We start from the raw sequence: 26316 nt of genomic DNA, 5'->3' as shown, positions 1-26316 counted from the left end.
GTGAATGAGGACCAATGTAATGGGTAAGAATGTCGTCGTCCTGGGCACCCAGTGGGGTGATGAGGGCAAAGGCAAGATCGTCGATCTGCTGACCGAACATGCTGCCGCCGTAGTGCGCTACCAGGGTGGCCACAACGCGGGCCACACCCTGGTGATCAACGGTGAAAAAACCGTTTTGCACCTGATTCCGTCCGGCATCCTGCGTGAAGGCGTTCAGTGCCTGATCGGCAACGGCGTGGTCGTTGCTCCAGATGCCCTGATGCGTGAAATCACCAAGCTGGAAGAGAAGGGCGTACCGGTGCGCGAGCGCCTGCGCATCAGCCCGGCTGCGCCGCTGATCCTGTCGTACCACGTGGCCCTGGACCAGGCCCGCGAGAAAGCCCGTGGCGAAGCCAAGATCGGCACCACCGGCCGTGGTATCGGCCCAGCATACGAAGACAAGGTCGCACGCCGTGGCCTGCGCGTCGGTGACCTGTTCCACCGTGAGCGTTTCGCCGCCAAGCTCGGTGAGCTGCTGGACTACCACAACTTCCAGCTGGTGAACTACTACAAAGAGCCGGCCATCGACTTCCAGCAGACCCTGGACGAGTGCATGGCCTACGCCGAGCAGCTCAAGCCGATGATGCTCGACGTCACCGCCGAGCTGCACAACCTGCGCCGCGCCGGCAAGGACATCATGTTCGAAGGCGCCCAGGGCTCGCTGCTGGACATCGACCACGGTACCTACCCGTACGTCACCAGCTCCAACACCACCGCTGGCGGTATCTCGACCGGCTCCGGCGTTGGCCCGATGTACCTGGACTACATCCTCGGTATCACCAAGGCCTACACCACCCGTGTCGGTTCCGGCCCGTTCCCGACCGAATTGTTCGACGAGACTGGCGCTACCCTGGCCAAGCGTGGTCATGAGTTCGGTTCGACCACCGGCCGTGCCCGTCGCTGCGGCTGGTTCGATGCCGTCATCCTGCGTCGCGCCATCGACGTCAACAGCATCTCGGGTATCTGCCTGACCAAGCTGGACGTACTGGACGGCCTGGAAACCATCAACATCTGCGTTGGCTACAAGAACGAGAACGGTGCTGTCATCGACGCGCCTTCCGATGCCGACAGCTACATCGGCCTGGAGCCGGTGTACGAAGAGATGCCAGGCTGGAGCGAGTCGACCCTGGGTGCCAAGACCCTGGAAGAGTTGCCAGAAGCTGCTCGCGCTTACATCAAGCGTATCGAGGAGCTGACCGGCGCGCCGATCGACATCATCTCCACCGGCCCGGACCGCAACGAGACCATCGTGCTGCGTCATCCGTTCGCCTGATCCGCTTTCCAGGCTGATCTGACGCCGCGACCCCGCAAGGGATCGCGGCGTTTTTGTTTGTAGGCCTGGGCTGCTAGACCTTGGCGCATATCCCTGCTGTTCCCGGCATAACCCTTGCTGTAAGAAGTTTCTGTAGATGCCATCAAAATAGTGGCGCCAGTAAACACGAGGGTTACACCGTGTCTGCCATCCTCTCACTGTTACGAAGCCGCCTTTTGCGGCCTGTGTTTGTTGCCCTTGGTATCGCCCTTTTGGTGCAGGTACTGGTGGCCGTTGCGCTGACCCGAAGCACCGTCACCGCCCTGGAGGCTGACCTTGGCGAGCGCCTGGGTACCGACAGCCGCAAGCTTGCCAGCGAGCTGGAGCAGGCCGGGCAGGAGGTGCGCTCGGGCCTCGACAGCCTCTCCAGCAGCACGCGTCAGCGTCTGAGCGCGGGGTTGTCCACGCGCCTGCAGAACGAGCAGCAGCAACTGCGCACGACCCTGGAAAAGAACCTCAAGGATTCCGCCAACGACATGGCCGAGCTGCTGGCCTCGGTGGCGCCGCGGGCGATCTGGGACAACGACGTGCCGGTGCTCTCCGATTTCGCCCGGCGTGCCCAGCGCAACCCCAATGTGCTGTTCGTGGTCTACGACGACGCCCAGGGCCAGCACCTGACCCGCTACCTCAACCGGCAAAACCCGATCAACCAGGCGTTGATGGAGAAGGGGCAGGGCGAGCGGGCGCTGGACAAGGTCATCGAGGCGGCGCGCCGCGACCCGGCGGTGTATTTCGTCGAGGCGTCGATCAACCCGAATGGTGCGGAAATTGGCAAGGTGCTGATGGGTGTTTCCACTGCCGGCGTCGATCAGGAGCTGGCGGCCCTTGACCAGCGTTTTGCTGCCTTGATCGCCAGTGGTGAGCAACTGGTGGGTGATAGCCTCAATGGCGCCGCCGCCGACAGTGGCAAGGCCCTGCGTGAACGCCTGGAAACGGCGCAGAGCAGTGCCACCGCCATGCAGGCCAATACCGCGCAGACCGTGCGCGAAGCCGCTGCCGAACTGCGTTGGCGCATTGGCCTGGGCCTGGTGCTGGTGGGCCTTGGTGTGTTGCTGGTGGTGGCGGTGGTGCTGGGTCGCCGCGTGCTCAGCAAGCTGCGCCTGTTGATCGATGCCCTGAACGATCTGGCCGCTGGCGAAGGCGACCTGACCAAGCGCGTCAGCCTCGACAGCCGCGACGAGATCGGCGACATGGCTTCGGCGGTCAACCGCTTCGTCGACAAGCTGCAGCCCATTGTGCGTGAAGCCGGCGAGGTGGCGCAGCGTACCGGCGTCGAGATTGGTGCCATGGCCCAGCGCAATGCCGGCGCCGATGCCGCTGCTGCGCTGCAACGGGATGAAGTGGCTGCCAGCCTGCGTGATCTGTCGAGCATGGCCGATGAGGCGCAGGCCGAGAGCCACGCCATGCAGTCGGCCTTGCAGCAAGTAGTGGACATCCGCCAGGCGACGGATGAGAACAGCCGCACCTCGACCCAGCTCGCCGGTTTGATCGAGAGCTTGGCAGGGCAGGTGGAGACCGGCTCCCATGTGATCGAACGGCTGGCCAAGCAGAGTGAGCAGATCGAGGTGGTACTGACGGTGATCCACGGCATTGCCGAACAGACCAACCTGCTGGCGTTGAACGCGGCAATTGAAGCAGCGCGGGCCGGGGAGACCGGGCGTGGGTTTGCCGTGGTGGCCGATGAGGTGCGTGCGCTGGCCAGCAAGACGCAAAGCTCGACGGGGGATATCCAGGCGCATATTGCCGCGCTGCAAAAAGGCGCCAAGGAGGCGGTGGCAACCATCAGCCAGGCGGGGCTCAAGGCCAGTGAAGGGTTGTTGGTGCTGCGCGAGAACGAGCGCCGCCAGCAGTCGGTGCAGGTGGCGGTGGAGCAGGTGCATGCGGCGATCGGGCTGGCGACCCGCGCGGCAGAACAGCAGGCGCATGGGGCGCAGGCGGTGCGCGGGCGGGTGGAGACCATCCATGCCCAGGCTGAACGTTCGGCTGAGGTGGTGATGCAGACTACGGCCAGCAGCAAGGTGCTGGATGACCTGGCGGCGCAGTTACGGGCTAGCCTGGGGCAGTTCAGGGCTTGAGATGAGTGGGGGAGCTTGTGTTCGCCGGGCGTCTTTCTGCGCCTATCAGATCGAGCGCCGCCCGCGCGGCGCTTCGCGGGACAAGCCCGCTCCCACATCCGTTTCGGGCCAGTTATTCCTGGGGCATTGGCGCGCGACCCCTTGGCGCCCGGCTCAATATCGCGCCGTACAAGCAAGGGGGCGCGCGCCTATATAACAGGACTCACTGGCCCGAAACGGATGTGGGAGCGGGCTTGTCCCGCGAAGCGCCGCGCGGGCGGCGCTCGATTTATGCTGCGATCAATGACTCAAGGCGTACACATCACGCCTTGTTCAAATACATCCGCGTCGTCAGCAAATACACCGGCAACCCCGACACCACGATCAGCAGCGCTGCATAAGGCGCCGCCGCTGCAAACTCGACGTTGGCGGTATGTGCCCAGACCTCGGTGGCCAGGGTGGTCATGCCGGTCGGGCTGAGTAGCAGGGTAGCGGTCAGCTCCTTCATGGCATCGAGGAACACCAGCGCGAACGCCGCCGCCAAGGCTGGGAAGATGATCGGCAGCGTCACCCGGCAAAACGCCGTGAAGCTGCTGGCGCCCAGGGTGCGCGCGGCCTCTTCGAGGGTGGGCGAGGCCTTGTTCAAGGCGGTGCGTACCGGGGCCTGGGCCAGCGGCAGGAACAGCAACCCGTAGGCCAGCAACAACAGGGCAGTGGTCTGGTACAGCGCCGGCACATAGTGCAAGGCGAAGAACACCAGGGTCAGCGCGATCACCAGGCCCGGCAGGGCATGCAGCAGGTAGGGCAGGCGTTCGGCCCAGATCGCCAGGCGGCCTTTGTAGCGCACCACCAGGAAGCTGATCGGCAGTGCCAGCAACACGCACAAGCCCGCGCCGCCAAGCGACACCGACAGCGACGTGAGCAGCGCTTTGGAGATTTCCGCCACCGGGAACGCTGCCGACGAGCCGACACTCAGCCAGTAGCCGAGCATCGCCAGTGGGATGCCGCTGCCCAGTACCGCCAGGGCCACGCAGAACAGCTGCGCCAACGGCGCCCAGCCGCGCAGGCGCACCGGTTGCGCGCGGCGCGCCACGCCTTGGCCGATGCGCACATGGCGGGCCTTGCCGCGCACCCGCAGCTCCAGCCACAGCATGATCAGGCACAGCGCCAGCAGCACGGCCGAGAGCATGGCAGCGTTGGCGTTGCTGAACTCCAGCTCGAACTGCTGGTAGATAGCCGTGGTGAAGGTCTGCAGGCCAAGAATCGACAAGGCGCCAAATTCCACCAGCATGTGCAGGGCAATCAGCAGCGCGCCGCCCAGCATCGATGGCCACAGCAGCGGCAGGGTCACCTTGACGAACACCCCCCAGCGGCTGCAGCCCAGCGTGCGTGCCGACTCTTCAAGCGAGGTGTCGACGTTGCGCAGGGTGGCGGCCACTGGAAGGAACACCAGGGGATACTTGGACAGGGCCATGACCAGGATGGCCCCGCCGAGGCCTTCGAAGTCCGAGCTCAGCGATACCCAGGTAAAGCTGCTGACGAACGAGGGCACTGCGAACGGCAAGCACAGCACTACGCCCCACAGCCGACGGCCCGCCAGGTTGCTGCGTTCGAGCAGCCAGGCCAGGGCCAGCCCGACCACCATGCACACCAGCGTCACCCCGAACATGAGCATCAGGGTGTTGCGCATCAGGCCCCAGACGAACGGGCGCCAGAGCAGATGCAGGGCCTCTCGCCAGCCTGCTTCCCAGGCCTTGAGGGCGACATACGCCAGCGGCAGCAGGCTCATCGCCACCAGAAACAGCACAGGCAGCACCACCCAGATCGAGGGGCGCTTGCGGCGCGGTACGAAGCGTACCGGCACCGGCTCGGACAGGGCGGCGGTCATCAGAGCAGGCCGACCTCACGTTCAAGCTCCAGCGCTTCCTCGGCGTTGCCAAGGTCGGCCGGCGAGATCTTCGGCGGGCGCAGCTCTTCGAACGGCTTCAAGCCACGGTCGGACACCATGCCCTTGTGCAGTGGGTATTCGGCGGTGGTCTGGGTGATCACGCGCTGGCCTTCTTCGCTGGCCATCCAGTTGAGCAGGGCCTGGGCTTCCTTGGGGTGCTTGCTGGCCTTGACTGCGGCGGCGCCAGAGATGGTCACCAGGCCACCGGCATCGCCGTCGGCCAGGTAGTACAGCTTGGAGTCCAGCTTGCCGCGCTCACGCTCAAGGGCATACCAGTAGTAGTTGTTCACCAGCACGGCGGCGACTTCGCCTTTTTCCACGGCCTTGAGCGCCACCATGTTGTTGGTGTAGGTCTTGCCGAAGGCTTTCAGGCCGGTCAGCCACTCTTCGGCAGCGTCACGCCCGTGCATCTTCAGAATGGCCACGGCCTGTTCCTGGAAGGCACCGCTGGTCGGTACGAAGCCGACGCGGCCATCCCACTCAGGGTTGGCGAAGTCCATTACCGATTGCGGCAGGTCTTTCTCATCGATTTGCTTGGGGTTGAACACCACGACGCGGGTACGCGCGGTAACGCCCATCCAGGTGCCGTTGGCAGCCACGTATTCCTTGGGAAGCATGTTCAAGGTGGCGTCGTCGATCTTCGCCAGCAGGCCCAGTTCGCCCAGGTTGTTCAGCGGCGGCGACTCTTCGGTGTAGATGACATCGGCCGGCGAGCGCTCGCCTTCTTCGATGATCTGGCTGGCCAGCTGGTTGCTGCTGCCCTTGCGGATATTGATGTGAATGCCAGTCTTGGCCTCGTAGGCCTTGGCGATGGCGTCGCCGATTTCCTTGTGCTGCCCGTTGTACAGGGTCAGTGTTACCGGTGCGTCTGCCATGGCGGCCGGCGCGCCGATCACCAGGCTCAGTACAGCGGCGGCCAGGGTGCGCATCAGCGGTTGCGGACGGATCGTCATGCGGGTACTTCCTCGCTTACGGCTACATATTTGGAAACAATGGTAAACGAAATCGTTTCTCAGGTGGCCGGGTGACAAGAAATTCATCGCGAGACGATCGTCGAGTGGTGGAGTGCGCGAGGGTGTCGTGCGCAAAGGGGAGGGGAAACAGAAAACGCAGGCAAGAAAAAACCCACTAGCAAGCTAGTGGGTTTTTGTATGGTGCCCAGGAGAAGACTCGAACTTCCACGACCTTGCGGTCACTGATACCTGAAACCAGCGCGTCTACCAATTCCGCCACCTGGGCAAAGCTTTACATCGTCTGATGAAGGCGACTATCGTTCGCTTTCACACAGTAGTAATAGATCCTTGGTCATCTATTACTTGATAATACTTGGTGCCCAGGAGAAGACTCGAACTTCCACGACCTTGCGGTCACTGATACCTGAAACCAGCGCGTCTACCAATTCCGCCACCTGGGCACACATTTCGTCGAGGTCACATGATGCTTTACATCGCGTTTCATCTCAACTACAACGTCGTCTGTCCGTCGTTGTGGTGCGCACTATACGGACGGTCCTGTAGGCTGTAAAGCCCCTGGTAGAAAAAAATTTCAAAAAATTCAACTTGTTGATTCTTCAGCCCTATTACGACTTCCTCGACTCATTGCTGGGGGGCTGTCCAAGGCTGACATTTCCGGTTTCAATACGCCTATGCCAGAATTCCTATCTATATACCCCAAGGTGAACCCCTTCTGATGGCCGATTGGCAATCCCTCGATCCCGAGGCCGCTCGCGAAGCGGAAAAATACGACAACCCTATCCCCAGCCGTGAGCTGATCCTCCAGCGTCTTGCCGATCGCGGCGAGCCGGCCGCCCGCGAGGAGCTGGCGGCAGAATTCGGTCTGTACGAGGAAGACCAGATTGAAGCCCTGCGCCGCCGTCTGCGTGCCATGGAGCGCGATGGCCAGCTTATCTATACCCGGCGCGGCACCTATGCCCCGGTAGACAAGCTGGACCTGATCTGTGGCCGCGTTTCCGGCCATCGCGATGGTTTTGGCTTCCTCATCCCCGATGACAAGAGCGACGACCTGTTCCTCAGCCCTTCGCAGATGCGTCTGGTGTTCGACGGCGACCGCGCCCTGGCGCGTGTCTCCGGCACCGACCGCCGTGGCCGCCGTGAAGGTGTACTGGTAGAAGTCATCTCCCGTGCCCACGAAAGCGTGGTCGGGCGTTACTTCGAAGAGGGCGGTATCGGCTACGTGACGCCGGACAACCCGAAGATCCAGCAGGAAGTGCTGGTGACCGCCGGTCGCAATGGCGGCGCCAAGATCGGCCAGTTCGTCGAGATCAAAATCACCCACTGGCCAACCCCGCGCTTCCAGCCGCAGGGTGATGTGGTCGAGGTGATCGGCAACTACATGGCGCCGGGCATGGAAATCGACGTCGCCCTGCGCAGCTACGACATTCCGCACGTCTGGCCCGACGATGTGGTCAAGGAAGCGCGCAAGTTCCGCTCCGAAGTGGAAGACAAGGACAAGGAAAAGCGCATCGACCTGCGCCACCTGCCTTTCGTCACCATCGACGGCGAAGATGCCCGCGACTTCGACGACGCGGTCTATTGCGAGCCACTGGGCAAGCTGCGCATGTTCTCGGGCGGATGGCGCCTGTATGTGGCGATCGCCGACGTTTCCAGCTACGTGCGCCTGGGTTCTGCCCTGGACGTCGAAGCCCAGCAGCGCGGCAACTCGGTGTATTTCCCCGAACGCGTGGTGCCGATGCTTCCGGAGGAGCTGTCCAACGGCCTGTGCTCGCTGAACCCGCACGTCGATCGCCTGGCCATGGTCTGCGAGATGACCATCAACAAAGCCGGCCAGATGGTCGACTACCAGTTCTACGAAGGCGTGATCCACTCCCATGCCCGCCTGACCTACAACAAGGTCAGCAGCATGCTCGAGCATTCCCGCACCCGTGAAGGCAAGGCGCTGCGCGAGCAGTACAAGGAAGTCCTGCCTGACCTCAAGAGCCTGTATGCGCTCTACAAGGTGCTGCTGGACGCGCGCCACACCCGCGGTGCGATCGACTTCGAGACCCAGGAAACCCGCATCGTCTTCGGTGACCAGCGCAAGATCGCCGAAATCCGTCCGACCGTGCGCAACGATGCGCACAAGCTGATCGAAGAATGCATGCTGGCGGCCAACGTGGCCACCGCCGAGTTCCTGCAAAAGCACGGCGTGCCGGCCCTGTACCGCGTTCACGACGGCCCGCCGCCGGAGCGCCTGGAAAAACTGCGCGCCTTCCTCGGTGAGCTGGGCTTGTCGCTGCACAAGGGCAAGGACCCGTCGCCGAAGGATTACCAGGCACTGCTGGCGAGCATCGCCGAGCGCCCGGACTTCCACCTGATCCAGACCGTGATGCTGCGTTCGCTGAGCCAGGCGGTGTACAGCACCGACAACAATGGCCACTTCGGCCTGAATTACGAGGCGTACACCCACTTCACCTCGCCGATTCGCCGTTACCCGGACCTGCTGGTGCACCGCGCCATTCGCAGCATCATCCGTTCCAAGGTCGATACCCCGCACGTCAAGCGTGCGGGTGCCATGAGCATTCCCAAGGCGCGTATCTACCCGTACGACGAGAACACCCTGGAACAGCTTGGCGAGCAGTGCTCGATGACCGAGCGTCGCGCCGACGAAGCGACCCGCGACGTGGTCAACTGGCTCAAGTGCGAATACATGAAAGACCGCGTGGGCGAGACCTTCCCAGGCGTGATCACTGCGGTGACCGGCTTCGGGTTGTTTGTCGAGCTGACCGACATCTACGTGGAAGGCCTGGTGCACGTCAGTGCGCTGCCGGGTGACTACTACCACTTCGACCCGGTCCACCATCGCCTGTCCGGCGAGCGTACCGGGCGCAGCTTCCGCCTGGGCGACACCATCGAAGTCAAGGTCATGCGCGTCGACCTGGACGAGCGCAAGATCGACTTCGAAGTCTCCGAGAAGACCCTCAGCGGCCCGATCGGTCGCAAGCAGCGCGGTGCAGCGCCAACCGACGGCAAGCCCGAGCAGCAGCAACCGGCCACCGAAGCGAAAGCCACGCCCAAGCCGCGCAGCCGCAAGAGCGAGGCTTCCGAGGCTTACTTCCCGAAAGATGCCGTGCAGCGTAATGCTGAGGTGCGCAAAAGCCGCGAGATGAAGAAGGCGTTGATGACCGACGCGCGCAGCACTGCCGGCAGCAAGTCGGAGAAGGCTGGCAAGCCATCCGGCAAGCCGACCAAGCATCGCAAAGGCCCGCCGAAGTCCGGTGCGCCCCGCAAGAGCAAGAGCAAGTCATGAGTCAGCTGGAAAAGATCTACGGCGTACACGCCGTGCAGGCGTTGTTGCAGCACCACCCCAAGCGGGTCAAGCAGGTCTGGCTGTCGGAGGGGCGTAGCGAGCCCCGCCTGCAGAAGCTGCTGGAGCTGGCCGCGGAAAACCGTGTGGCGGTCGGCCAGGCCGAGCGCCGTGAGCTGGATGCCTGGGTCGAAGGCGTGCACCAGGGCGTGGTCGCCGAGGTCAGCCCGAGCCAGGTGTGGGGCGAGTTGATGCTCGAAGAGTTGCTTGAGCGCACCGAAACGCCGCCGCTGATCCTGGTGCTGGACGGTGTCACCGACCCGCACAACCTCGGCGCCTGCCTGCGCACCGCCGATGCCGCCGGTGCCACGGCGGTGGTGGTGCCCAAGGACAAGTCGGCGACCCTGACGCCGGTGGTGCGCAAGGTGGCCTGTGGCGCTGCGGAGGTGATCCCGCTGGTGGCCGTGACCAACCTCGCGCGTACCCTTGAAAAGCTCCAGCAGCGTGGCCTGTGGGTGGTCGGCACTGCCGGCGAGGCCGAGCAGGAGATTTACCAGCAGGACCTGACCGGGCCTTTGGTGATGATCATGGGGGCAGAAGGCAAGGGCATGCGCCGACTGACCCGTGAGCATTGCGATTTCCTGGTGAAGTTGCCGATGGGCGGTAGCGTCAGCAGCCTGAACGTCTCGGTCGCGACCGGCGTTTGCCTGTTCGAGGCCGTGCGCCAGCGTCAAGCCAAGCGCTGATATTCAGTCTGTGCTGGCCTCTTCGCGGGGCAAGCCCGCTCCCACAGGATTACTGCAATGGCTGAGGCTGCAGTTGGCCTGTGGGAGCGGGCTTGCCCCGCGAAGGGTTGGTGCAGGCAAAATATGTTTCCGGCTGTTCAAATAATCGCCAATCACCTTGCTTGTGCGCCACGCCTTCTCTACAATTGCGCCCCTTGCCGAGCTGGCAGGCGCTTATGTGCCTCCCCTCCATGGCAAGACATACAGTGTCATTCACTCCTTGTCTGACCAGCGTTCTGGCAGACTACTAACCCGTAAGGAGCATTCATGCGTCATTACGAAATCATCTTTCTGGTTCACCCGGACCAGAGCGAGCAAGTCGGCGGCATGGTTGAGCGTTACACCAAGCTGATCGAAGAAGATGGTGGCAAGATCCACCGCCTGGAAGACTGGGGCCGTCGTCAACTGGCCTATGCAATCAACAATGTTCACAAGGCTCACTACGTGATGCTGAACGTTGAGTGCACCGGCAAGGCCCTGGCCGAGCTGGAAGACAACTTCCGCTACAACGATGCCGTGATCCGTAACCTGGTCATCCGTCGCGACGAAGCCGTAACCGGTCAGTCCGAGATGCTCAAGGCAGAAGAGAACCGCAGCGAGCGCCGTGAGCGTCGTGAGCGTCCTGAGCATTCTGACTCCGCCGAAGGCGATGACAGCAATGACAGCGACTCCAGCGATAACGCTGACGAGTAATCCACGGACCTTTTGAGGAGCCTATTACATGGCACGTTTCTTCCGTCGTCGTAAATTCTGCCGCTTCACTGCTGAAGACGTGAAAGAGATCGACTTCAAAGATCTCAACACCCTGAAAGCTTACGTATCCGAAACCGGCAAGATCGTTCCAAGCCGTATCACCGGTACCAAAGCTCGTTATCAGCGTCAGCTGGCTACCGCTATCAAGCGCGCCCGCTTCCTGGCCCTGCTGCCCTACACCGACAGCCACGGCCGCTGAGACCGGGTCGTCGACAAGCAGTAAGGGATAAAGCATGCGAGCGTTAGCTGATTTCATCATGCGCGGTCGTGTGCAGGCCACCCTGGTGGTGGTCATCAGTGCAGTGTTACCGCTGTTGTTCTGGTTGAGTGCCGCTGCCGGGAGCCTCGTGCTTCTGCGGCGCGGGTTCAAGGATGCTTCAACGGTCATCGCGTTCGGGCTTTTGCCGGCGGTGGCCATCTGGGCCTTTGGCGACCCAAGCACCTTGCTGGTGCTGTTGGGGACGCTGGGGCTGGCCGCCTTGTTGCGTGCCGGGCATTCCTGGAGCCGGGTGTTGATGTCCAGTGTTGTGCTGGGGTTGGTCTACAGCCTCATCCTGGACACGGTACTGCGTGAAACCTTCGAGGTGTTGGCCAAGGCGCTTGTACAAGCCCTGCCACAAATCGAAGGCAAACCGGTGATCCCCGGTGAGCTGATCGGCCCTGTGCTGGTCGCTTCAACGGCGGTGATGCTGCAGCTGTTCAGTGTGCTGGCTTTGATGCTGGCGCGGTATTGGCAGGCTGCGTTGTACAACCCTGGAGGCTTCGGTCGCGAGTTTCGCGCCCTGAAGTTGCCGCGGGTCACCATGCTGACGCTGGTGGCAGTGATGGTGCTGGGTCCGTTCATCGGGCCGCAGTTTATCGTCCTGGCCTCTGCATCCAGCCTGGTGCTCGTCCTGGCCGGCATCGCCTTGATGCATGGGCTGGTGGCACAGGGCCGACTGGCTGGTTTCTGGCTGGTGGGCATGTACGTGACGCTGCCGCTGATCATGCAGCTGATTTATCCGTTGCTCGTGGTTTTGGCCATTGTCGACAGCCTGATTGATTTTCGCGGTCGCAAGTCCCCTGAGGGGAATGACTCCGCGAACGGTGAAGGTTAAAAGTTAAGAGGTTTTACCAAATGGAACTGATCCTGCTGGAAAAAGTCGCTAACCTGGGCAACCTGGGCGACAAAGTAAAAGTTAAGGCTGGTTACGGCCGTAACTTCCTGCTGCCATTCGGCAAGGCCACCGTTGCCAACGCCGCCAACCTGGCTGCGTTCGAAGAGCGTCGCGCCGAGCTGGAAAAAGCAGCTGCTGACCGTAAAACGTCGGCTGAAAGCCGCGCTGCCCAACTGGCCGAGCTGGAAGTGACCATCACTGCCACCGCTGGCGACGAAGGCAAGCTGTTCGGTTCGATCGGCACCCACGACATCGCTGACGCCCTGACCGCCTCCGGCGTTGAAGTGGCCAAAGCTGAAGTGCGTCTGCCGAACGGCACCATCCGTCAGGTTGGCGAATACGACGTAGCCGTGCACCTGCACAGCGACGTTGAAGCCACCGTACGCGTGGTTGTCGTAGCTGCCTAAGCTGCGCTGACTGGCTGGCCGTCCGCGGCCCAGCCGGTTAACATCGGGCACGGTCCTGTCTTCTACAGGCCGTGCCCTTTGTCTTTTTCGTCCCCCAGAATTCTTTCGTGGCCATGAACGAGATCACCTCCTCCGAACAGCTCGACCTGCAAACCGCAGCCCTAAAGGTGCCGCCGCATTCCATCGAGGCCGAACAGGCCGTGCTCGGTGGCCTGATGCTGGACAACAACGCCTGGGAGCGGGTACTGGATCAGGTCTCGGATGGCGATTTCTATCGGCATGACCACCGCCTGATCTTCCGCGCCATCCACAAGCTGGTCGACCTGAACCACCCGTTCGACGTGGTCACGTTGCACGAGCAGTTGGACAAGGAGGGCGTGTCGTCGCAAGTCGGTGGCCTCGCCTACCTGGCGGAGTTGGCCAAGAACACCCCGTCGGTGGCCAACATCAAGGCCTATGCCGCGATCATTCGCGAGCGGGCCACGCTGCGACAGCTGATCAGCATCAGCACCGATATCGCCGACAACGCCTTCAATCCACAAGGGCGCAACGCCGAAGAAATCCTCGACGACGCCGAGCGGCAGATCTTCCAGATCGCCGAGGCGCGGCCGAAGACCGGCGGCCCGGTGGGGGTCAACGAGCTGTTGACCAAGGCCATCGACCGTATCGACACGCTGTTCAACTCTGACAGCGACATTACCGGTATTTCCACCGGTTACACCGACCTGGATGGGAAGACCAGCGGCCTGCAGGCGGCCGACCTGATCATCGTTGCCGGCCGTCCGTCGATGGGCAAGACCACCTTCGCCATGAACCTGGTGGAAAACGCCGTGCTGCGCAGCGACAAGGCGGTGCTGGTGTTCTCCCTCGAGATGCCAGGCGAATCGCTGATCATGCGTATGCTCTCGTCGCTCGGGCGCATCGACCAGACCAAGGTGCGTTCCGGCCAACTCGACGACGACGACTGGCCACGCCTGACCTCGGCGGTCAACCTGCTCAACGACCGCAAGCTGTTCATCGACGATACCGCTGGCATCAGCCCGTCGGAAATGCGTGCGCGTACCCGCCGCCTGGCTCGGGAGCACGGTGAGATCGGCATGATCATGGTCGACTACCTGCAGTTGATGCAGATTCCGGGCTCTTCCGGTGACAACCGGACCAACGAGATTTCCGAGATCTCCCGCTCGCTCAAGGCCCTGGCCAAGGAATTCAACTGCCCGGTCATCGCCCTGTCGCAGCTCAACCGCTCCCTGGAGCAGCGGCCGAACAAGCGCCCGGTGAACTCCGACTTGCGTGAATCCGGTGCAATCGAGCAGGACGCCGACGTGATCATGTTCGTTTACCGTGACGAGGTGTATCACCCGGAGACCGAGCACAAGGGCATTGCCGAAATCATCATCGGTAAACAGCGTAACGGCCCCATCGGTTTCATCCGCCTGGCCTTCATCGGCAAGTACACCCGCTTCGAGAACCTTGCGCCTGGCATGTACAACTTCGACGACGACGAATAACAACCCTGTGGGTCGGGCTTGCCCGGCCCCACGGGGTTATTCGTGTTGCAAATGAATCCGACAACCACCGTCGGATTTGATCAAAATTTGTGCTATATTCCGCGCCCGCGATTTCCCTGAACACCAGAACCGGTCACTGACATGCAAGCAGCCAAACCACTCTACGACTATCCCAAGTACTGGGCCGAATGCTTCGGGCCAGCACCGTTCCTGCCCATGAGCAGGGAGGAGATGGATCAGCTCGGCTGGGATTCCTGCGACATCATCATCGTGACCGGGGACGCCTACGTCGACCACGCGTCGTTCGGCATGGCCATCATCGGCCGCCTGCTGGAAGCCCAGGGCTTTCGGGTTGGCATCATCGCCCAGCCGAACTGGCAGTCCAAAGAAGACTTCATGAAGCTGGGCGAGCCAAACCTGTTCTTCGGCGTCGCGGCCGGCAACATGGACTCGATGATCAACCGCTACACCGCGGACAAGAAGATCCGTTCCGACGACGCCTACACCCCTGGCGGCATGGCCGGCAAGCGCCCAGACCGCGCCAGCCTGGTGTACAGCCAGCGTTGCAAGGAGGCCTACAAGCACGTGCCGATCGTGCTCGGTGGCATCGAGGCCTCGCTGCGCCGTATCGCCCATTACGATTACTGGCAGGACAAGGTGCGCCATTCGATCCTGATCGACGCCAGTGCCGACATCCTTTTGTATGGTAACGCCGAGCGGGCGATCGTCGAAGTCGCCCAGCGCCTGTCCCAGGGCGAGAGCATCGAGCACATCACCGACGTGCGCGGTACCGCGTTCGTGCGCCGTGACACGCCCCAGGGTTGGTTCGAGATCGACTCCACCCGCATCGACCGCCCAGGCCGGGTCGACAAGATCATCAACCCCTACGTCAACACCCAGGACACCCAGGCCTGCGCCATCGAACAGGCCAAGGGCGACGTGGAAGACCCGAACGAAGCCAAAGTGGTGCAGATTCTCGACAGCCCGGGCATGACCCGTGACAAGTCGGTGATTCGCCTGCCGTCGTTCGAAAAAGTGCGTAACGACCCGGTGCTGTACGCCCACGCCAACCGCGTGCTGCACCTGGAAACCAACCCTGGCAACGCCCGCGCCCTGGTGCAGAAACATGGCGAAGTGGATGTGTGGTTCAACCCACCACCCATCCCCATGACCACCGAAGAAATGGACTACGTGTTCGGCATGCCCTACGCGCGTGTCCCGCACCCGGCCTATGGCAAGGAGCGCATCCCGGCCTACGAGATGATTCGCTTCTCGGTGAACATCATGCGCGGCTGCTTTGGTGGCTGCACCTTCTGCTCGATCACCGAGCACGAAGGGCGGATCATCCAGAACCGCTCCCACGAATCGATCCTGCACGAGATCGAGGAGATGCGTGACAAGGTGCCAGGCTTCACCGGCGTGGTCTCCGACCTCGGCGGCCCGACCGCCAACATGTACCGCATCGCCTGCAAGAGCCACGAGATCGAGAAGCACTGCCGCAAGCCGTCGTGCGTGTTCCCGGGTATCTGCGAGAACCTCAACACCGACCACAGCTCGCTGATCGAGCTGTACCGCAAGGCGCGTGCCTTGCCGGGCGTGAAGAAGATCCTGATCGCCTCGGGCCTGCGCTACGACCTGGCGGTGGAATCGCCGGAGTACGTCAAGGAGCTGGTTACCCACCACGTGGGCGGCTACCTGAAGATTGCCCCGGAGCACACCGAGCGTGGCCCGCTGGACAAGATGATGAAGCCGGGTATCGGTTCCTATGACCGCTTCAAGCGCATGTTCGAGAAGTACTCGAAAGAGGCGGGCAAGGAGCAGTACCTGATCCCGTACTTCATCGCCGCGCACCCGGGCACCACCGACGAAGACATGATGAACCTGGCCTTGTGGCTCAAGGGCAACGGCTTCCGCGCCGACCAGGTGCAGGCGTTCTACCCGTCGCCAATGGCGTCGGCCACGGCGATGTACCACTCGGGCAAGAACCCGCTGCGCAAGGTGACCTACAAGAGCGAAGGGGTCGAGATCGTCAAGAGCGATGAGCAGCGCCGTCTGCACAAGGCGTTCTTGCGCTATCACGATCCGAAGGGCTGGCCAATGCTGCGCGAGGCGCTGGAGCGCATGGGCCGCGCCGACCTTATCGGGCCGGGCAAGCACCAGCTGATCCCGTTGCACCAGCCGCAGTCCGACAGCTACCAGAGTGCCCGGCGCAAGAACTCGACCCCAGCTGGCAGCCACAAGGTGGCCAAGGAACAGAAGATCCTGACCCAGCACACCGGCCTGCCACCGCGCGGCAGCGATGGCAGCAAGCCGTGGGACAAGCGTGAGAAGGCCAAGGCCGATGCGTTTGCCCGCAACCAGCAGGCGGCCAAGGAGCGTAAAGAAGCGGCCAAGGGCGGCAAGGCTGGCAAGAAGCCGCGTCAGCCTGTCATTCCGCGCTGAGTGATTCATTGCGGGGCTGCAAAGCAGCCCCAAAATGCCAAGCTCAATCAGGCTGCTTGTCGACCCACTTCGGCACCACCGGCGCGACGAACTCGTTCATCCCGTCCAGCAGCGCATCCGGCTGCTGACCCAGCAGCAACATGGCCCGATGCTGCGGCCGCACGAAACCTTCTTCGACGATATGGTCGAGGAACCCGCCCAGCTTTTCATAGAAGCCATTGACATCGAGCAGGCCCAGCGGCTTGGCGTGATAGCCCAGTTGCCCCCAGGTCCACACCTCAAACAACTCCTCCAGCGTACCCAGGCCACCCGGCAGTGCAATGAACGCATCGCTGAGTTCGGCCATGCGTGCCTTGCGCGCATGCATGCCATCGACCACTTCCAGGCGGGTCAGGCCTTTGTGGCCGACCTCGGCGTCCAGCAGGCTTTGCGGGATGATCCCGACCACTTCGCCACCTGCGGCCATGGCAGCGTCGGCGACGATGCCCATCAAGCCGACCGCGCCACCGCCATAGACCAGGGTCAGGCCGCGCCGGGCGATGGCCTGGCCAAGGGCGACGGCCGCTTCACGGTAGGCAGGGTTGGCGCCGATGCTGGCGCCGCAGAAGACACAAACGGAACGTACAGGCATTGCTCATCTCCAGTCACTCAGGGTGACAGGGTACGGCGCCTGCCTGGCAGTTCCAAGGCCGCTTTCACTCCGGCCGGGAGAATTCGCAGACGGCGCCAGTGGCACCCTGGGCGTAGGCGGCGAGCAGGCTGTTCAGAAAGCTGGACATGGGCATTTGGTATTGCTCCTAAATGAGAGGTTGTCCCATCGTCTATTAAAAGGGCATGATGTGCCCTTAGATTGGTTGTATACAATCCATTGAACAATTCAACTGACTGGCCACTTGACACCCCCTTGACCCATATCAGCAAGGGGCTGAACGGTTTCAGGCAGTCTCGCAATTGATAAAACCCTGCCAAGGAGATTCATGATGTTTGCGAAAGCTGTAGCGGTATCCCTGCTGACCCTCGCCAGCGCCTCTGTCTTCGCCGCCGAGTGCTCGGTAACTGTCGACTCGACCGACCAGATGTCCTTCAATACCAAGGAAATCACCGTCGACAAGAGCTGCAAGGAATTCACCGTCAAACTGACCCATTCCGGCAACCTGCCGAAGAACGTCATGGGCCATAACCTGGTGATCAGCAAGACTGCCGACATGCAGGGCATTGCCACCGAAGGCATGACTCAAGGCCTGGATAAGGACTACATCAAGGCCGACAACGCCGGCATCATCGCTCACACCAAGATGATCGGCGCGCCAGAGAAAGAAACCGAAGTCAAATTCGACGCTACCAAGCTGGAAGCCGGCGGCGACTACAGCTTCTTCTGCACCTTCCCGGGCCACATCTCGATGATGAAGGGCAAGGTCGTCGTCAAGTAATGACGATGGCGTAGAGGGGAGGGCTTTGCCCTCCATTCGCGGGGCAAGTCGGATCGCCGCACCGCCGCTCCCACAGGCCTGATGCCAGTGGGGGCGGCGGTGCGGCGATCCGACTTGCCCCGCGAAGCTTTTACGGGGCGAACGGCAGTTCGCGCTTGTGCTGGGTCTTGCGGTAGGTGGCGACGATGATGTCGAACGCTTCCTGCTCGACTGGCTCACCCTGCAGGAACGCATCGATCTGCTGGTAGGTCACGCCATGTGACGCCTCGTCCGGCTTGCCCGGCGCCAGGTCTTCCAGGTCCGCTGTCGGGACCTTCTCCACCAGCGATTCCGGCGCACCGAAGCTGCGTGCAATCGCCCGCACCTGGTGCTTCACTAGCCCGCTCAGCGGCGCCAGATCGCACGCGCCATCACCAAATTTGGTAAAGAAGCCCATCACCGCTTCGGCCGCATGGTCGGTACCGATCACCAGGCCCGCGCGCGCGCCGGCGATCGTGTACTGCGCGACCATGCGCGTGCGTGCCTTGATATTGCCGACAACGAAGTCAACCAGGGTCGGCGAACCCCCTTGCAACGCCTCGGTTTCGGCCGCCAGTGCACGCACGGCGGGTGCGATGTCGACGGTGTGCACTTCATCGGCGTTGATCACCTCCAGGCAAGCCTGGGCGTCGTGCTCGTCGTGCTGCACCTGATAGGGCAGGCGCACGGCAATGAAGCGGTAGGCCGCATCGCCCGTTTCGGCACGCAGCTCGTTGATCGCGCGCTGGGCGAGCAGGGCGGCGGTCAAGGAATCGACGCCGCCGCTGATGCCCAGTACCAACGTCTTGAGCCGGGCATTGGCCAGGCAGCCCTTGATGAACGCCACGCGCCGGGCCACTTCCTGGTCGAGCGCGGCAGCATCGGCGAACGGCGGCTGCACCTTGAGCGCTTGGGCAATCTCTCGCTGAACGGCTTGCATGGGTTACTCCTTGCTGGGGATTTTGAAAACGTGGCGCATGTAGGCAACGAAGTTTTCGTCGCGGCATTGGGTCTTGGCCGCCTCGTCGGAGATTTTCGCCACCGGCGAGCCGTTGCAGTCGGTCATTTTAAGCACGATGTTCATCGGTGCCACACCCGGGATGTCGCAGGTCAGGTTGGTGCCGATGCCGAAACTGACGTTGATGCGCCCGCGCAGGGCGCGGAAGATTTCCAGCGAGCGGGTCAGGTTGAGGCCGTCGGAAAACACCAGGGTCTTGGTCATGGGGTCGATGCCCAGCTTCTGGTAATGGGCGATGGCCTTTTCCGCCCAGGCCACCGGCTCGCCCGAATCGTGGCGCAGGCCGTCGAACAGCTTGGCGAAGTACAGATCGAAGTCGTTGAGGAAGGCGTCCATGGTGATGCAGTCGGTCAGGGCGATACCCAGCAGGCCGCGGTACTCGCGCACCCAGCAGTCCAGCGCGGCGATCTGGCTGTCGATCAGCCGCGGCCCAAGCTGTTGATGGGCCATGAACCATTCATGGGCCATGGTGCCCAGGGGCTTGATATCCAGTTTCCATGCCAGGTCGACGTTGCTGGTGCCGACGAAGCGGGCCGGGAAGTCATCGCGCAGTACCCGTACCACCTCTTCCTGCACGCGGCTGGAGAAGCGCCGACGGGTGCCGAAGTCGGCCACCTGCAGATCGGCCAGCTCATCTTCGCTGGCATGCGCACGCAGCCAGTCGAACTTGCGGTAGAGCTGGTCACGGGCTTCGGCCAGGCGCATGTGCGGGTGCAGGTGGCGGTTGCGCACTTCGCTGATCATGGCCAGCAAGGGCACTTCGAAGAGGATCACATGCAGCCAGGGGCCACGCAGGCGCAGGTACAGCTGATCGTTTTCGATGCCGATGCGCACGTAGCGCAAGTTGAAGCGGAATAGCCGCAGAAAGCGCAGGAAGTCGGGCTTGAGGAAGCTGATACGTTCGAGGAAGGCCAGTTGGCCGTCATCCAGGGTCAGCTCGCTGAGCCGTTCGAGCTGGTTGCGGATCTCGCCGAGGTAAGGGCGCAGGTCTTCACCGTTGCGGCAGCGGAATTCCCATTCCACGTCGGCGTCCGGGTAGTTGTGCAGCACGCCCTGCATCATGGTGAGTTTGTAGAAGTCGGTGTCGAGCAGGTTGAGCACGATGCGCTCGGCGAATGCGCTTTCGCTCATCAAGGGTGGCTCCAGAAGCGGCGAATGGCGGCCATTGTGCCACAGGTATCGCGATGAACTGGCTGGCAGTGGGGCGGGTTTATCCGCGAAGAGGCCAGCACCGGCAAAACAGGTGTTTTTCCGTGCACCAGCTAGCCTTCAAACGGTGCTGCCTGTAGCAGTCGCGCACCAGCGGTGTGCACTTCGGTGACGTCCGCTGTTACAGGGCGGTTGCACGTAAACACTTGCCAGGGTTGCAATGATGGCACTCGACGGTTGCTACTTGTCTGTACGTGTGGTGGCGCCTGCCGCAGGGCAGACGGTTGCACGCTCAATAAAGAAAAGGCCGTCGGTCGCCTGCTGGCGACCTTCACAGTGTGTTTTCCCGGAAGACAAAACCAATGGCACGGCCCTTGCTCAGAGCACAGGGTTGAGAAGTTGTAGTGCCAACCAAAAAAAACTCTAGGAGCACCACCTCATGTCGCAGACGTTTTACAAGAAAGGTTTCCTGGCACTGGCCGTAGCTACGGCACTGGGTGTTTCTTCGTATGTTCAGGCCGACGTAAAGATCGGCGTCGCGGGCCCGATGACCGGTGCCAACGCAGCGTTTGGCGAGCAGTACATGAAAGGTGCCCAGGCGGCAGCCGACGTGATCAACAAAGCCGGTGGCATCAACGGTGAGAAGATCGTCTTGGTGGCGGGTGATGATGCTTGCGAACCGAAGCAGGCCGTGGCCGTGGCCAACCGCCTGGCCGATCAGGACAAGGTGATCGGCGTGGTGGGCCACTTCTGCTCTTCGAACACCATCCCGGCGTCCGAGGTGTATGACGAAGCGGGCATCATCGCCATTACCCCGGGCTCGACCAACCCGCAAGTGACCGAGCGCGGCCTGAACGCCATGTTCCGCATGTGTGGCCGTGACGACCAGCAGGGCATCGTGGCCGGTGACTATATCGTCGATGTGCTCAAGGGCAAGAAGGTTGCCGTCGTGCACGACAAGGACACCTATGGTCAGGGCCTGGCCGATGCGACCAAGGCGCAGTTGGAGAAGCGCGGCGTCAAGCCTGTGCTGTACGAAGGCCTGACCCGTGGCGAGAAAGACTTCAGCGCGTTGGTGACCAAGATTCGCTCTACCGGTGCCGATGTGGTCTATTTCGGCGGCCTGCACCCGGAGGCCGGGCCACTGGTACGTCAAATGCGCGAGCAGGGCCTGAAGGACGTCAGGTTCATGTCCGATGACGGCATCGTCACTGACGAACTGGTAACCACCGCAGGCGGCGCCCCAAATGTCGACGGCGTGTACATGACCTTCGGCGCCGACCCACGTCTGCTGCCCGACAGCAAAGCCGTCGTGGAAGAGTTCCGCAAGAACGGTACCGAGCCTGAAGGTTACACCCTGTACGCCTATGCCTCGCTTCAAGCGCTGGCCGCCGCGTTCAATGGTGCCAAATCGAACAAGGGCGAAGACGCTGCCACATGGCTCAAGGCCAACACGGTCAAGACCGTCATGGGCGATAAAAAGTGGGACAGCAAGGGCGACCTGACTGTGTCCGACTACGTGGTCTACCAGTGGAACAAGGACGGCAAGTACCACCAGCTGGAAAAACAAAAATAATAACGGCAGCCAGCCCGGGCACGCGCCCGGGCCAATGCCCCTGCGGTACCTGTCTTTATTCGGAGATCTGCACAGTTCTGCGCTGCGAGGGCCGCTTCATCCGGGACCTGCCGTGGTCGGTACTTGTGCAGTCTCACTCAGGTGAGATTGCGTTATGGATGGTATTTTCCTGCAGCAACTGGTCAACGGCCTGACCCTCGGGTCGGTCTATGGCCTGATCGCCATCGGCTACACAATGGTCTATGGCATTATCGGCATGATCAACTTCGCGCACGGCGAGGTGTATATGATTTCCGCGTACCTCGCGGCAATCAGCCTGGCATTGCTGGCCTATTTCGGCGTCGAGTCGTTCCCGCTGCTCATGCTGGGCACGCTGTTGTTCACCGTCGTCGTCACGGGCGTTTATGGCTTTACCATCGAACGCATCGCTTACAAGCCCCTGCGCAACTCCACCCGCCTGGCACCGCTGATCAGTGCCATCGGTATTTCGCTGATCCTGCAGAACTACGCTCAGATCAGCCAGGGCGCTCGCCAGCAAGGCGTGCCGACCCTGCTGGAAGGCGCCATGCGCATCGAAGTCGGCACCGGCTTCGTGCAACTGACCTACACCAAGATCTTCATCCTGATTGCCGCGTTCGTAGGCATGGGCCTGCTCACCTACGTGATCAAGTTCACCAAGCTCGGCCGCATGTGCCGCGCCACGCAGCAAGACCGCAAGATGGCCTCGATCCTGGGCATCAACACCGACCGGGTGATTTCCTACGTGTTCGTCATCGGTGCGGTAATGGCCGCCCTGGCGGGCGTGCTGATCACCATGAACTACGGCACCTTCGACTTCTACGCCGGCTTCATCATCGGCATCAAGGCGTTCACGGCGGCGGTACTGGGCGGCATCGGCTCGCTCCCGGGGGCCATGCTTGGCGGCATCATCCTGGGCATTTCCGAGTCGCTGTTCTCTGGCCTGATCAACTCCGACTACAAGGACGTGTTCAGCTTCTCGCTGCTGGTGCTGATCCTCATCTTCCGTCCCCAAGGCCTGCTGGGTCGCCCGCTCGTGGCTAAGGTGTGAACATGTCCACTGCCAAAACTGCCCCTGTTTCCGAAACCAACGGTTTCGACCTCAAACGCAGCCTGCTGGAGACCTTCGTCGCCGGCCTGCTGGCGCTCATTGTCTTTGGCCCGGTCGTCGGCGTGGTGCTCGACGGCTACACCTTCAATGCCGAACCCCGCCGCGTGGCGTGGCTGGTCGGTGGTGTAATGGTCGGGCGCTTCCTGCTCAGCCTGTACCTGCAGAGCGGCGCTGGACGGCGCATGCTGCAAGGCTTCGACAGTGGTGGCTCGGGCGTGCATGTGAACGCGCCGAACTACAAGTCACGCCTGCGCTACATCATCCCGGCGCTGATCGTGATCGCCATCGTCTTCCCGATCTTTGCCAACAAGTACCTGCTGACCGTGGTCATCCTCGGCCTGATCTACGTATTGCTGGGCCTAGGGCTCAACATCGTGGTCGGCCTGGCCGGCCTGCTCGACCTGGGGTACGTGGCGTTCTATGCCATTGGCGCTTATGGCCTGGCGTTGGGCTACCAGTACCTGGGCCTGGGCTTCTGGAGCGTGCTGCCGCTGGCGGCCATCGCCGCAGCGCTGGCAGGGTGCATACTCGGCTTCCCGGTGTTGCGCATGCACGGTGACTACCTGGCGATCGTGACCCTGGGCTTTGGCGAGATCATCCGTCTGGTATTGAACAACTGGTTGTCGTTCACCGGCGGGCCGAACGGCATGCCGGCGCCGTCGCCAACCTTCTTCGGCCTGGAGTTCGGCCGTCGAGCCAAGGATGGCGGGGTGCCGATCCACGAGTTCTTCGGCTTCGATTACAACGCCAACCTCAAGTTCGTGTTCATCTACGCCGTATTGTTCCTGGTGGTGCTGGCGGTGCTGTACATCAAGCACCGGTTGACCCGTATGCCAGTCGGTCGCGCCTGGGAAGCGCTGCGTGAAGACGAGATCGCCTGCCGCTCGATGGGCCTGAATCACGTGCTGGTCAAGCTCTCGGCCTTCACCCTCGGGGCATCTACTGCGGGCATTGCTGGTGTGTTTTTCGCCACGTACCAGGGCTTCGTCAACCCGTCGTCGTTCACCTTCTTCGAGTCGGCGCTGATCCTTGCCATCGTGGTACTGGGCGGTATGGGTTCGACGGTGGGCGTAGTGATCGCAGCGTTCGTGCTGACTGTGGCCCCGGAGCTGCTGCGCAGCTTCTCCGAGTACCGCGTGCTGCTGTTCGGCGTGCTGATGGTGCTGATGATGATCTGGCGACCGCGTGGGCTGATCCGCATCAGCCGTACCGGTGTGGTTCCGCGTAAAGGAGTGGCGCCATGAGCGACGAAATCATTCTTTCGGTCGACAACCTGATGATGCAGTTTGGCGGCATCAAGGCGCTCAGCGATGTCAGCCTCAAGGTCCGGCGCAATCAGATCTTTGCCCTGATCGGCCCCAATGGTGCCGGCAAGACCACGGTGTTCAACTGCCTCACAGGCTTCTACAAGGCCAGCGGCGGGCGCATCGAACTGAACGTGCGCGGCAGTCAAACCAACGTCATCCAGTTGCTCGGCGAGCGCTTCCAGGCGGCCGACTTCATATCGCCCGCACGCTTTGCCAACCGCCTGTACTACAAGATGTTCGGCGGCACCCACCTGGTGAACCGGGCAGGCCTTGCCCGGACTTTTCAGAACATTCGCTTGTTCAAGGAAATGTCGGTGGTGGAAAACCTGCTGGTGGCCCAGCACATGTGGGTCAACCGCAACCTGCTGGCCGGGGTGCTCAACACCAAGGCCTACCGCAAGGCCGAGAGCGATGCCCTGGACCATGCGTTCTACTGGCTGGAGGTGGTCGATCTGGTCGATTGCGCCAACCGCCTGGCCGGTGAGTTGTCGTACGGCCAGCAGCGGCGCCTGGAAATTGCCCGGGCCATGTGCACGCGGCCGAAGATCATCTGCCTGGACGAACCGGCTGCCGGCCTCAACCCGCAGGAAACCGAGGCCCTGAGTGGCATGATCCGCGTGCTGCGCGACGAGCACGACATCACCGTGGTGCTGATCGAACACGACATGGGCATGGTCATGAGCATCTCCGACCACATCGTCGTGCTCGACCATGGCAACGTGATCGCCGAAGGCGCGCCACAGGAAATCCGCAACAACCCGACGGTGATTGCCGCCTACCTGGGTGCAGACGAAGAGGAACTGGTATGAGTGCACCCATTCTCGAGCTCAAGGACCTGGATGTGTTCTACGGGCCGATCCAGGCGCTGAAGAAGGTGTCGATGCACATCAACGAGGGCGAGACGGTGAGCCTGATCGGCGCCAACGGTGCCGGCAAGTCGACCCTGCTGATGTCGATTTTCGGCCAGCCGCGCGCCGCGTCGGGGCACATCGTGTACCGCGGCACCGACATCACCCGCAAGTCGTCGCACTACATCGCCTCCAACGGCATTGCCCAGTCGCCGGAAGGGCGGCGGGTATTCCCCGACATGACCGTCGAAGAAAACCTGATGATGGGCACCATCCCGATTGGCGACAAATATGCCAAGGAGGACATGGAGCGCATGTACGAACTGTTCCCGCGGTTGAAGGAGCGGCGTACCCAGCGGGCGATGACCATGTCGGGGGGCGAGCAGCAGATGCTCGCCATCGCCCGTGCGCTGATGAGCCGGCCGAAGTTGCTGCTGCTCGATGAGCCGTCGCTGGGGCTGGCGCCGATTGTGGTCAAGCAGATCTTCGCCACCTTGCGTGAGCTGGCCAAGACCGGCATGACCATTTTCCTGGTGGAGCAGAACGCCAACCATGCGCTGAAACTGTCGGACCGGGCGTATGTGATGGTCAACGGAGAAATCCGCATGACCGGGACGGGGCAAGAGTTGTTGGTGAATGAAGAGGTGCGTAGCGCCTATCTGGGCGGGCACTGAGTTGATTCGGGGGCTGCAAAGCAGCCCCCGCTGTAAATGTGGACAACTTGCTGCACATCGCTCCCAGGCCTCCACACAACTCCAGCCTAGGCCATTGTTTCCACAGCCTTGTTTTACCCACGGATAATGTGGAGCTGCCTGTGGAAAACATGGGTGCACCTCGCTGTAGCCCTTTGCTGTCGAGGCCTGCAGGCATCTGATCGTTTTTTGATCGGTTTGCCCTTGTGGATGATTTTTCAGGGGTTTTTACCCACATGCAGCTGTGTGTAATCGCTTTGAGCACCTGTGTATAACTCTGTGCAAAACCCTTGGACATACCGCTGCAAGCGGCATGGTTTAAAGCCTTGCGCCATCACTAAAACGATATCCACCGACCCTGGAACGCTGAAAGGGTTCCGCTACCCCGACAAGTTGCCCCCAATCTGTGGGGAAAGCCTTGTGGATAACATGCGCATACATGACGCCAGGCCCTCTGCAACGGGGCTTTCGCCAATAT

21 protein-coding genes, 2 tRNA genes and 1 pseudogene are annotated in these 26316 nt (G+C 62.0%); 17 read left to right on the top strand and 7 right to left on the bottom strand.

Annotated elements, in window-relative coordinates:
• Positions 1-19 precede the first annotated feature (19 nt).
• From LJX93_RS24235 to LJX93_RS27550, 3 genes and pseudogenes are all read left to right on the top strand, one after another.
• Positions 20-1312: an adenylosuccinate synthase gene (locus LJX93_RS24235; protein WP_008095424.1), complete on the top strand. Its 1293-nt coding sequence runs from the start codon at positions 20-22 to the stop codon at positions 1310-1312.
• Positions 1313-1827: 515 nt separating this feature from the next.
• A pseudogene (locus tag LJX93_RS27555) lies at positions 1828-2520 on the top strand (methyl-accepting chemotaxis protein); the annotation flags it as partial.
• A gap of 21 nt (positions 2521-2541) precedes the next feature.
• On the top strand, positions 2542-3426 hold the full coding sequence (locus tag LJX93_RS27550) for a methyl-accepting chemotaxis protein (protein WP_371856394.1): 885 nt from the start codon (positions 2542-2544) through the stop codon (positions 3424-3426).
• Positions 3427-3727: 301 nt separating this feature from the next.
• Here LJX93_RS27550 and LJX93_RS24225 read toward each other — a convergent pair whose 3' ends face one another.
• The 4 genes from LJX93_RS24225 to LJX93_RS24210 form a co-directional block, all read right to left on the bottom strand.
• Entirely contained in the window at positions 3728-5293 is a 1566-nt protein-coding gene (locus LJX93_RS24225) for an ABC transporter permease (protein ID WP_033701803.1), read from the bottom strand.
• The gene (locus LJX93_RS24220) at positions 5293-6306 is read right to left on the bottom strand and encodes an extracellular solute-binding protein (RefSeq protein ID WP_033701802.1); all 1014 of its coding nucleotides are present in this window, start codon (positions 6304-6306) and stop codon (positions 5293-5295) included. Before LJX93_RS24220 ends, LJX93_RS24225 begins: the two co-directional genes overlap by 1 nt.
• Positions 6307-6505: 199 nt before the next feature.
• Positions 6506-6592: transfer RNA gene (locus LJX93_RS24215), tRNA-Leu, on the bottom strand.
• Between the two features lie 88 nt (positions 6593-6680).
• Positions 6681-6767, bottom strand: a tRNA-Leu gene (locus tag LJX93_RS24210).
• 275 nt (positions 6768-7042) lie between these two features.
• Here LJX93_RS24210 and rnr point away from each other — a divergent pair.
• The 8 genes from rnr (at position 7043) to LJX93_RS24170 (ending at position 16671) form a co-directional block, all read left to right on the top strand.
• Positions 7043-9619: a ribonuclease R gene (gene rnr / locus LJX93_RS24205; protein ID WP_033701801.1), complete on the top strand. Its 2577-nt coding sequence runs from the start codon at positions 7043-7045 to the stop codon at positions 9617-9619.
• Positions 9616-10362: a 23S rRNA (guanosine(2251)-2'-O)-methyltransferase RlmB gene (gene rlmB, locus LJX93_RS24200; RefSeq protein ID WP_027592540.1), complete on the top strand. Its 747-nt coding sequence runs from the start codon at positions 9616-9618 to the stop codon at positions 10360-10362. Before rnr ends, rlmB begins: the two co-directional genes overlap by 4 nt.
• A gap of 306 nt (positions 10363-10668) precedes the next feature.
• Complete coding sequence (gene rpsF, locus LJX93_RS24195) at positions 10669-11094, top strand: 30S ribosomal protein S6 (RefSeq protein ID WP_033701800.1); 426 nt, start codon at positions 10669-10671, stop codon at positions 11092-11094.
• 28 nt (positions 11095-11122) lie between these two features.
• Positions 11123-11353: a 30S ribosomal protein S18 gene (gene rpsR, locus LJX93_RS24190; protein WP_003249563.1), complete on the top strand. Its 231-nt coding sequence runs from the start codon at positions 11123-11125 to the stop codon at positions 11351-11353.
• A 34-nt stretch (positions 11354-11387) separates the two neighbouring features.
• The gene (locus tag LJX93_RS24185; protein ID WP_033701799.1) at positions 11388-12251 is read left to right on the top strand and encodes a hypothetical protein; all 864 of its coding nucleotides are present in this window, start codon (positions 11388-11390) and stop codon (positions 12249-12251) included.
• A 20-nt stretch (positions 12252-12271) separates the two neighbouring features.
• Positions 12272-12718, top strand: a complete 447-nt coding sequence (gene rplI / locus LJX93_RS24180; RefSeq protein ID WP_033701798.1) for a 50S ribosomal protein L9 — start codon at positions 12272-12274, stop codon at positions 12716-12718.
• 113 nt (positions 12719-12831) lie between these two features.
• A complete protein-coding gene (gene dnaB, locus LJX93_RS24175; RefSeq protein WP_033702579.1) occupies positions 12832-14229 on the top strand; it encodes a replicative DNA helicase in 1398 nt (465 codons plus the stop codon).
• 141 nt (positions 14230-14370) lie between these two features.
• Entirely contained in the window at positions 14371-16671 is a 2301-nt protein-coding gene (locus LJX93_RS24170) for a YgiQ family radical SAM protein (protein ID WP_033701797.1), read from the top strand.
• Positions 16672-16714: 43 nt separating this feature from the next.
• Here the strand turns inward: LJX93_RS24170 and LJX93_RS24165 are convergent, their stop codons facing one another.
• Positions 16715-17302, bottom strand: a complete 588-nt coding sequence (locus LJX93_RS24165) for a TIGR00730 family Rossman fold protein (protein ID WP_033701796.1) — start codon at positions 17300-17302, stop codon at positions 16715-16717.
• A gap of 349 nt (positions 17303-17651) precedes the next feature.
• On the opposite strand from LJX93_RS24165, the gene azu reads away from it, so the two are divergent.
• Positions 17652-18101, top strand: a complete 450-nt coding sequence (gene azu / locus LJX93_RS24160; protein ID WP_033701795.1) for an azurin — start codon at positions 17652-17654, stop codon at positions 18099-18101.
• A gap of 130 nt (positions 18102-18231) precedes the next feature.
• Here azu and nadE read toward each other — a convergent pair whose 3' ends face one another.
• On the bottom strand, positions 18232-19059 hold the full coding sequence (gene nadE / locus LJX93_RS24155) for an ammonia-dependent NAD(+) synthetase (protein WP_033701794.1): 828 nt from the start codon (positions 19057-19059) through the stop codon (positions 18232-18234).
• A 3-nt stretch (positions 19060-19062) separates the two neighbouring features.
• Positions 19063-20268 carry a nicotinate phosphoribosyltransferase gene (pncB, locus tag LJX93_RS24150; protein WP_033701793.1) on the bottom strand — a complete coding sequence of 402 codons (1206 nt, stop codon included), beginning with the start codon at positions 20266-20268 and terminating at the stop codon, positions 19063-19065.
• A 457-nt stretch (positions 20269-20725) separates the two neighbouring features.
• On the opposite strand from pncB, the gene LJX93_RS24145 reads away from it, so the two are divergent.
• From LJX93_RS24145 to LJX93_RS24125, 5 genes are all read left to right on the top strand, one after another.
• Positions 20726-21862, top strand: a complete 1137-nt coding sequence (locus LJX93_RS24145) for a branched-chain amino acid ABC transporter substrate-binding protein (RefSeq protein ID WP_047582328.1) — start codon at positions 20726-20728, stop codon at positions 21860-21862.
• A gap of 154 nt (positions 21863-22016) precedes the next feature.
• Complete coding sequence (locus tag LJX93_RS24140) at positions 22017-22931, top strand: ABC transporter permease subunit (protein WP_033701789.1); 915 nt, start codon at positions 22017-22019, stop codon at positions 22929-22931.
• 2 nt (positions 22932-22933) lie between these two features.
• Entirely contained in the window at positions 22934-24235 is a 1302-nt protein-coding gene (livM, locus tag LJX93_RS24135; RefSeq protein WP_033701788.1) for a high-affinity branched-chain amino acid ABC transporter permease LivM, read from the top strand.
• Complete coding sequence (locus LJX93_RS24130; protein WP_047582330.1) at positions 24232-25107, top strand: ABC transporter ATP-binding protein; 876 nt, start codon at positions 24232-24234, stop codon at positions 25105-25107. Before livM ends, LJX93_RS24130 begins: the two co-directional genes overlap by 4 nt.
• A complete protein-coding gene (locus tag LJX93_RS24125; protein WP_033701785.1) occupies positions 25104-25820 on the top strand; it encodes an ABC transporter ATP-binding protein in 717 nt (238 codons plus the stop codon). The genes LJX93_RS24130 and LJX93_RS24125 overlap by 4 nt, the downstream gene beginning before the upstream one ends.
• Positions 25821-26316 lie beyond the last annotated feature (496 nt).

This window comes from Pseudomonas sp. HN2-3 (assembly GCF_020691745.1).
In the GTDB taxonomy this organism is placed as follows: domain Bacteria; phylum Pseudomonadota; class Gammaproteobacteria; order Pseudomonadales; family Pseudomonadaceae; genus Aquipseudomonas; species Aquipseudomonas capeferrum.
The sequence above is the reverse complement of the archived record's forward strand: the minus strand, read 5'-3'. Positions and strand labels throughout refer to the sequence as shown.

Excerpts from the sequence above, each read along its gene's own strand:
- LJX93_RS24235 (WP_008095424.1), top strand. The coding sequence starts at position 20 with ATGGGTAAGAATGTCGTCGTCCTGGGCACCCAGTGGGGTGATGAGGGC.
- LJX93_RS27550 (WP_371856394.1), top strand. The coding sequence starts at position 2,542 with ATGGCTTCGGCGGTCAACCGCTTCGTCGACAAGCTGCAGCCCATTGTG.
- LJX93_RS24225 (WP_033701803.1), bottom strand. The coding sequence starts at position 5,293 with ATGACCGCCGCCCTGTCCGAGCCGGTGCCGGTACGCTTCGTACCGCGC.
- LJX93_RS24220 (WP_033701802.1), bottom strand. The coding sequence starts at position 6,306 with ATGACGATCCGTCCGCAACCGCTGATGCGCACCCTGGCCGCCGCTGTA.
- rnr (WP_033701801.1), top strand. The coding sequence starts at position 7,043 with ATGGCCGATTGGCAATCCCTCGATCCCGAGGCCGCTCGCGAAGCGGAA.
- rlmB (WP_027592540.1), top strand. The coding sequence starts at position 9,616 with ATGAGTCAGCTGGAAAAGATCTACGGCGTACACGCCGTGCAGGCGTTG.
- rpsF (WP_033701800.1), top strand. The coding sequence starts at position 10,669 with ATGCGTCATTACGAAATCATCTTTCTGGTTCACCCGGACCAGAGCGAG.
- rpsR (WP_003249563.1), top strand. The coding sequence starts at position 11,123 with ATGGCACGTTTCTTCCGTCGTCGTAAATTCTGCCGCTTCACTGCTGAA.
- LJX93_RS24185 (WP_033701799.1), top strand. The coding sequence starts at position 11,388 with ATGCGAGCGTTAGCTGATTTCATCATGCGCGGTCGTGTGCAGGCCACC.
- rplI (WP_033701798.1), top strand. The coding sequence starts at position 12,272 with ATGGAACTGATCCTGCTGGAAAAAGTCGCTAACCTGGGCAACCTGGGC.
- dnaB (WP_033702579.1), top strand. The coding sequence starts at position 12,832 with ATGAACGAGATCACCTCCTCCGAACAGCTCGACCTGCAAACCGCAGCC.
- LJX93_RS24170 (WP_033701797.1), top strand. The coding sequence starts at position 14,371 with ATGCAAGCAGCCAAACCACTCTACGACTATCCCAAGTACTGGGCCGAA.
- LJX93_RS24165 (WP_033701796.1), bottom strand. The coding sequence starts at position 17,302 with ATGCCTGTACGTTCCGTTTGTGTCTTCTGCGGCGCCAGCATCGGCGCC.
- azu (WP_033701795.1), top strand. The coding sequence starts at position 17,652 with ATGTTTGCGAAAGCTGTAGCGGTATCCCTGCTGACCCTCGCCAGCGCC.
- nadE (WP_033701794.1), bottom strand. The coding sequence starts at position 19,059 with ATGCAAGCCGTTCAGCGAGAGATTGCCCAAGCGCTCAAGGTGCAGCCG.
- pncB (WP_033701793.1), bottom strand. The coding sequence starts at position 20,268 with ATGAGCGAAAGCGCATTCGCCGAGCGCATCGTGCTCAACCTGCTCGAC.
- LJX93_RS24145 (WP_047582328.1), top strand. The coding sequence starts at position 20,726 with ATGTCGCAGACGTTTTACAAGAAAGGTTTCCTGGCACTGGCCGTAGCT.
- LJX93_RS24140 (WP_033701789.1), top strand. The coding sequence starts at position 22,017 with ATGGATGGTATTTTCCTGCAGCAACTGGTCAACGGCCTGACCCTCGGG.
- livM (WP_033701788.1), top strand. The coding sequence starts at position 22,934 with ATGTCCACTGCCAAAACTGCCCCTGTTTCCGAAACCAACGGTTTCGAC.
- LJX93_RS24130 (WP_047582330.1), top strand. The coding sequence starts at position 24,232 with ATGAGCGACGAAATCATTCTTTCGGTCGACAACCTGATGATGCAGTTT.
- LJX93_RS24125 (WP_033701785.1), top strand. The coding sequence starts at position 25,104 with ATGAGTGCACCCATTCTCGAGCTCAAGGACCTGGATGTGTTCTACGGG.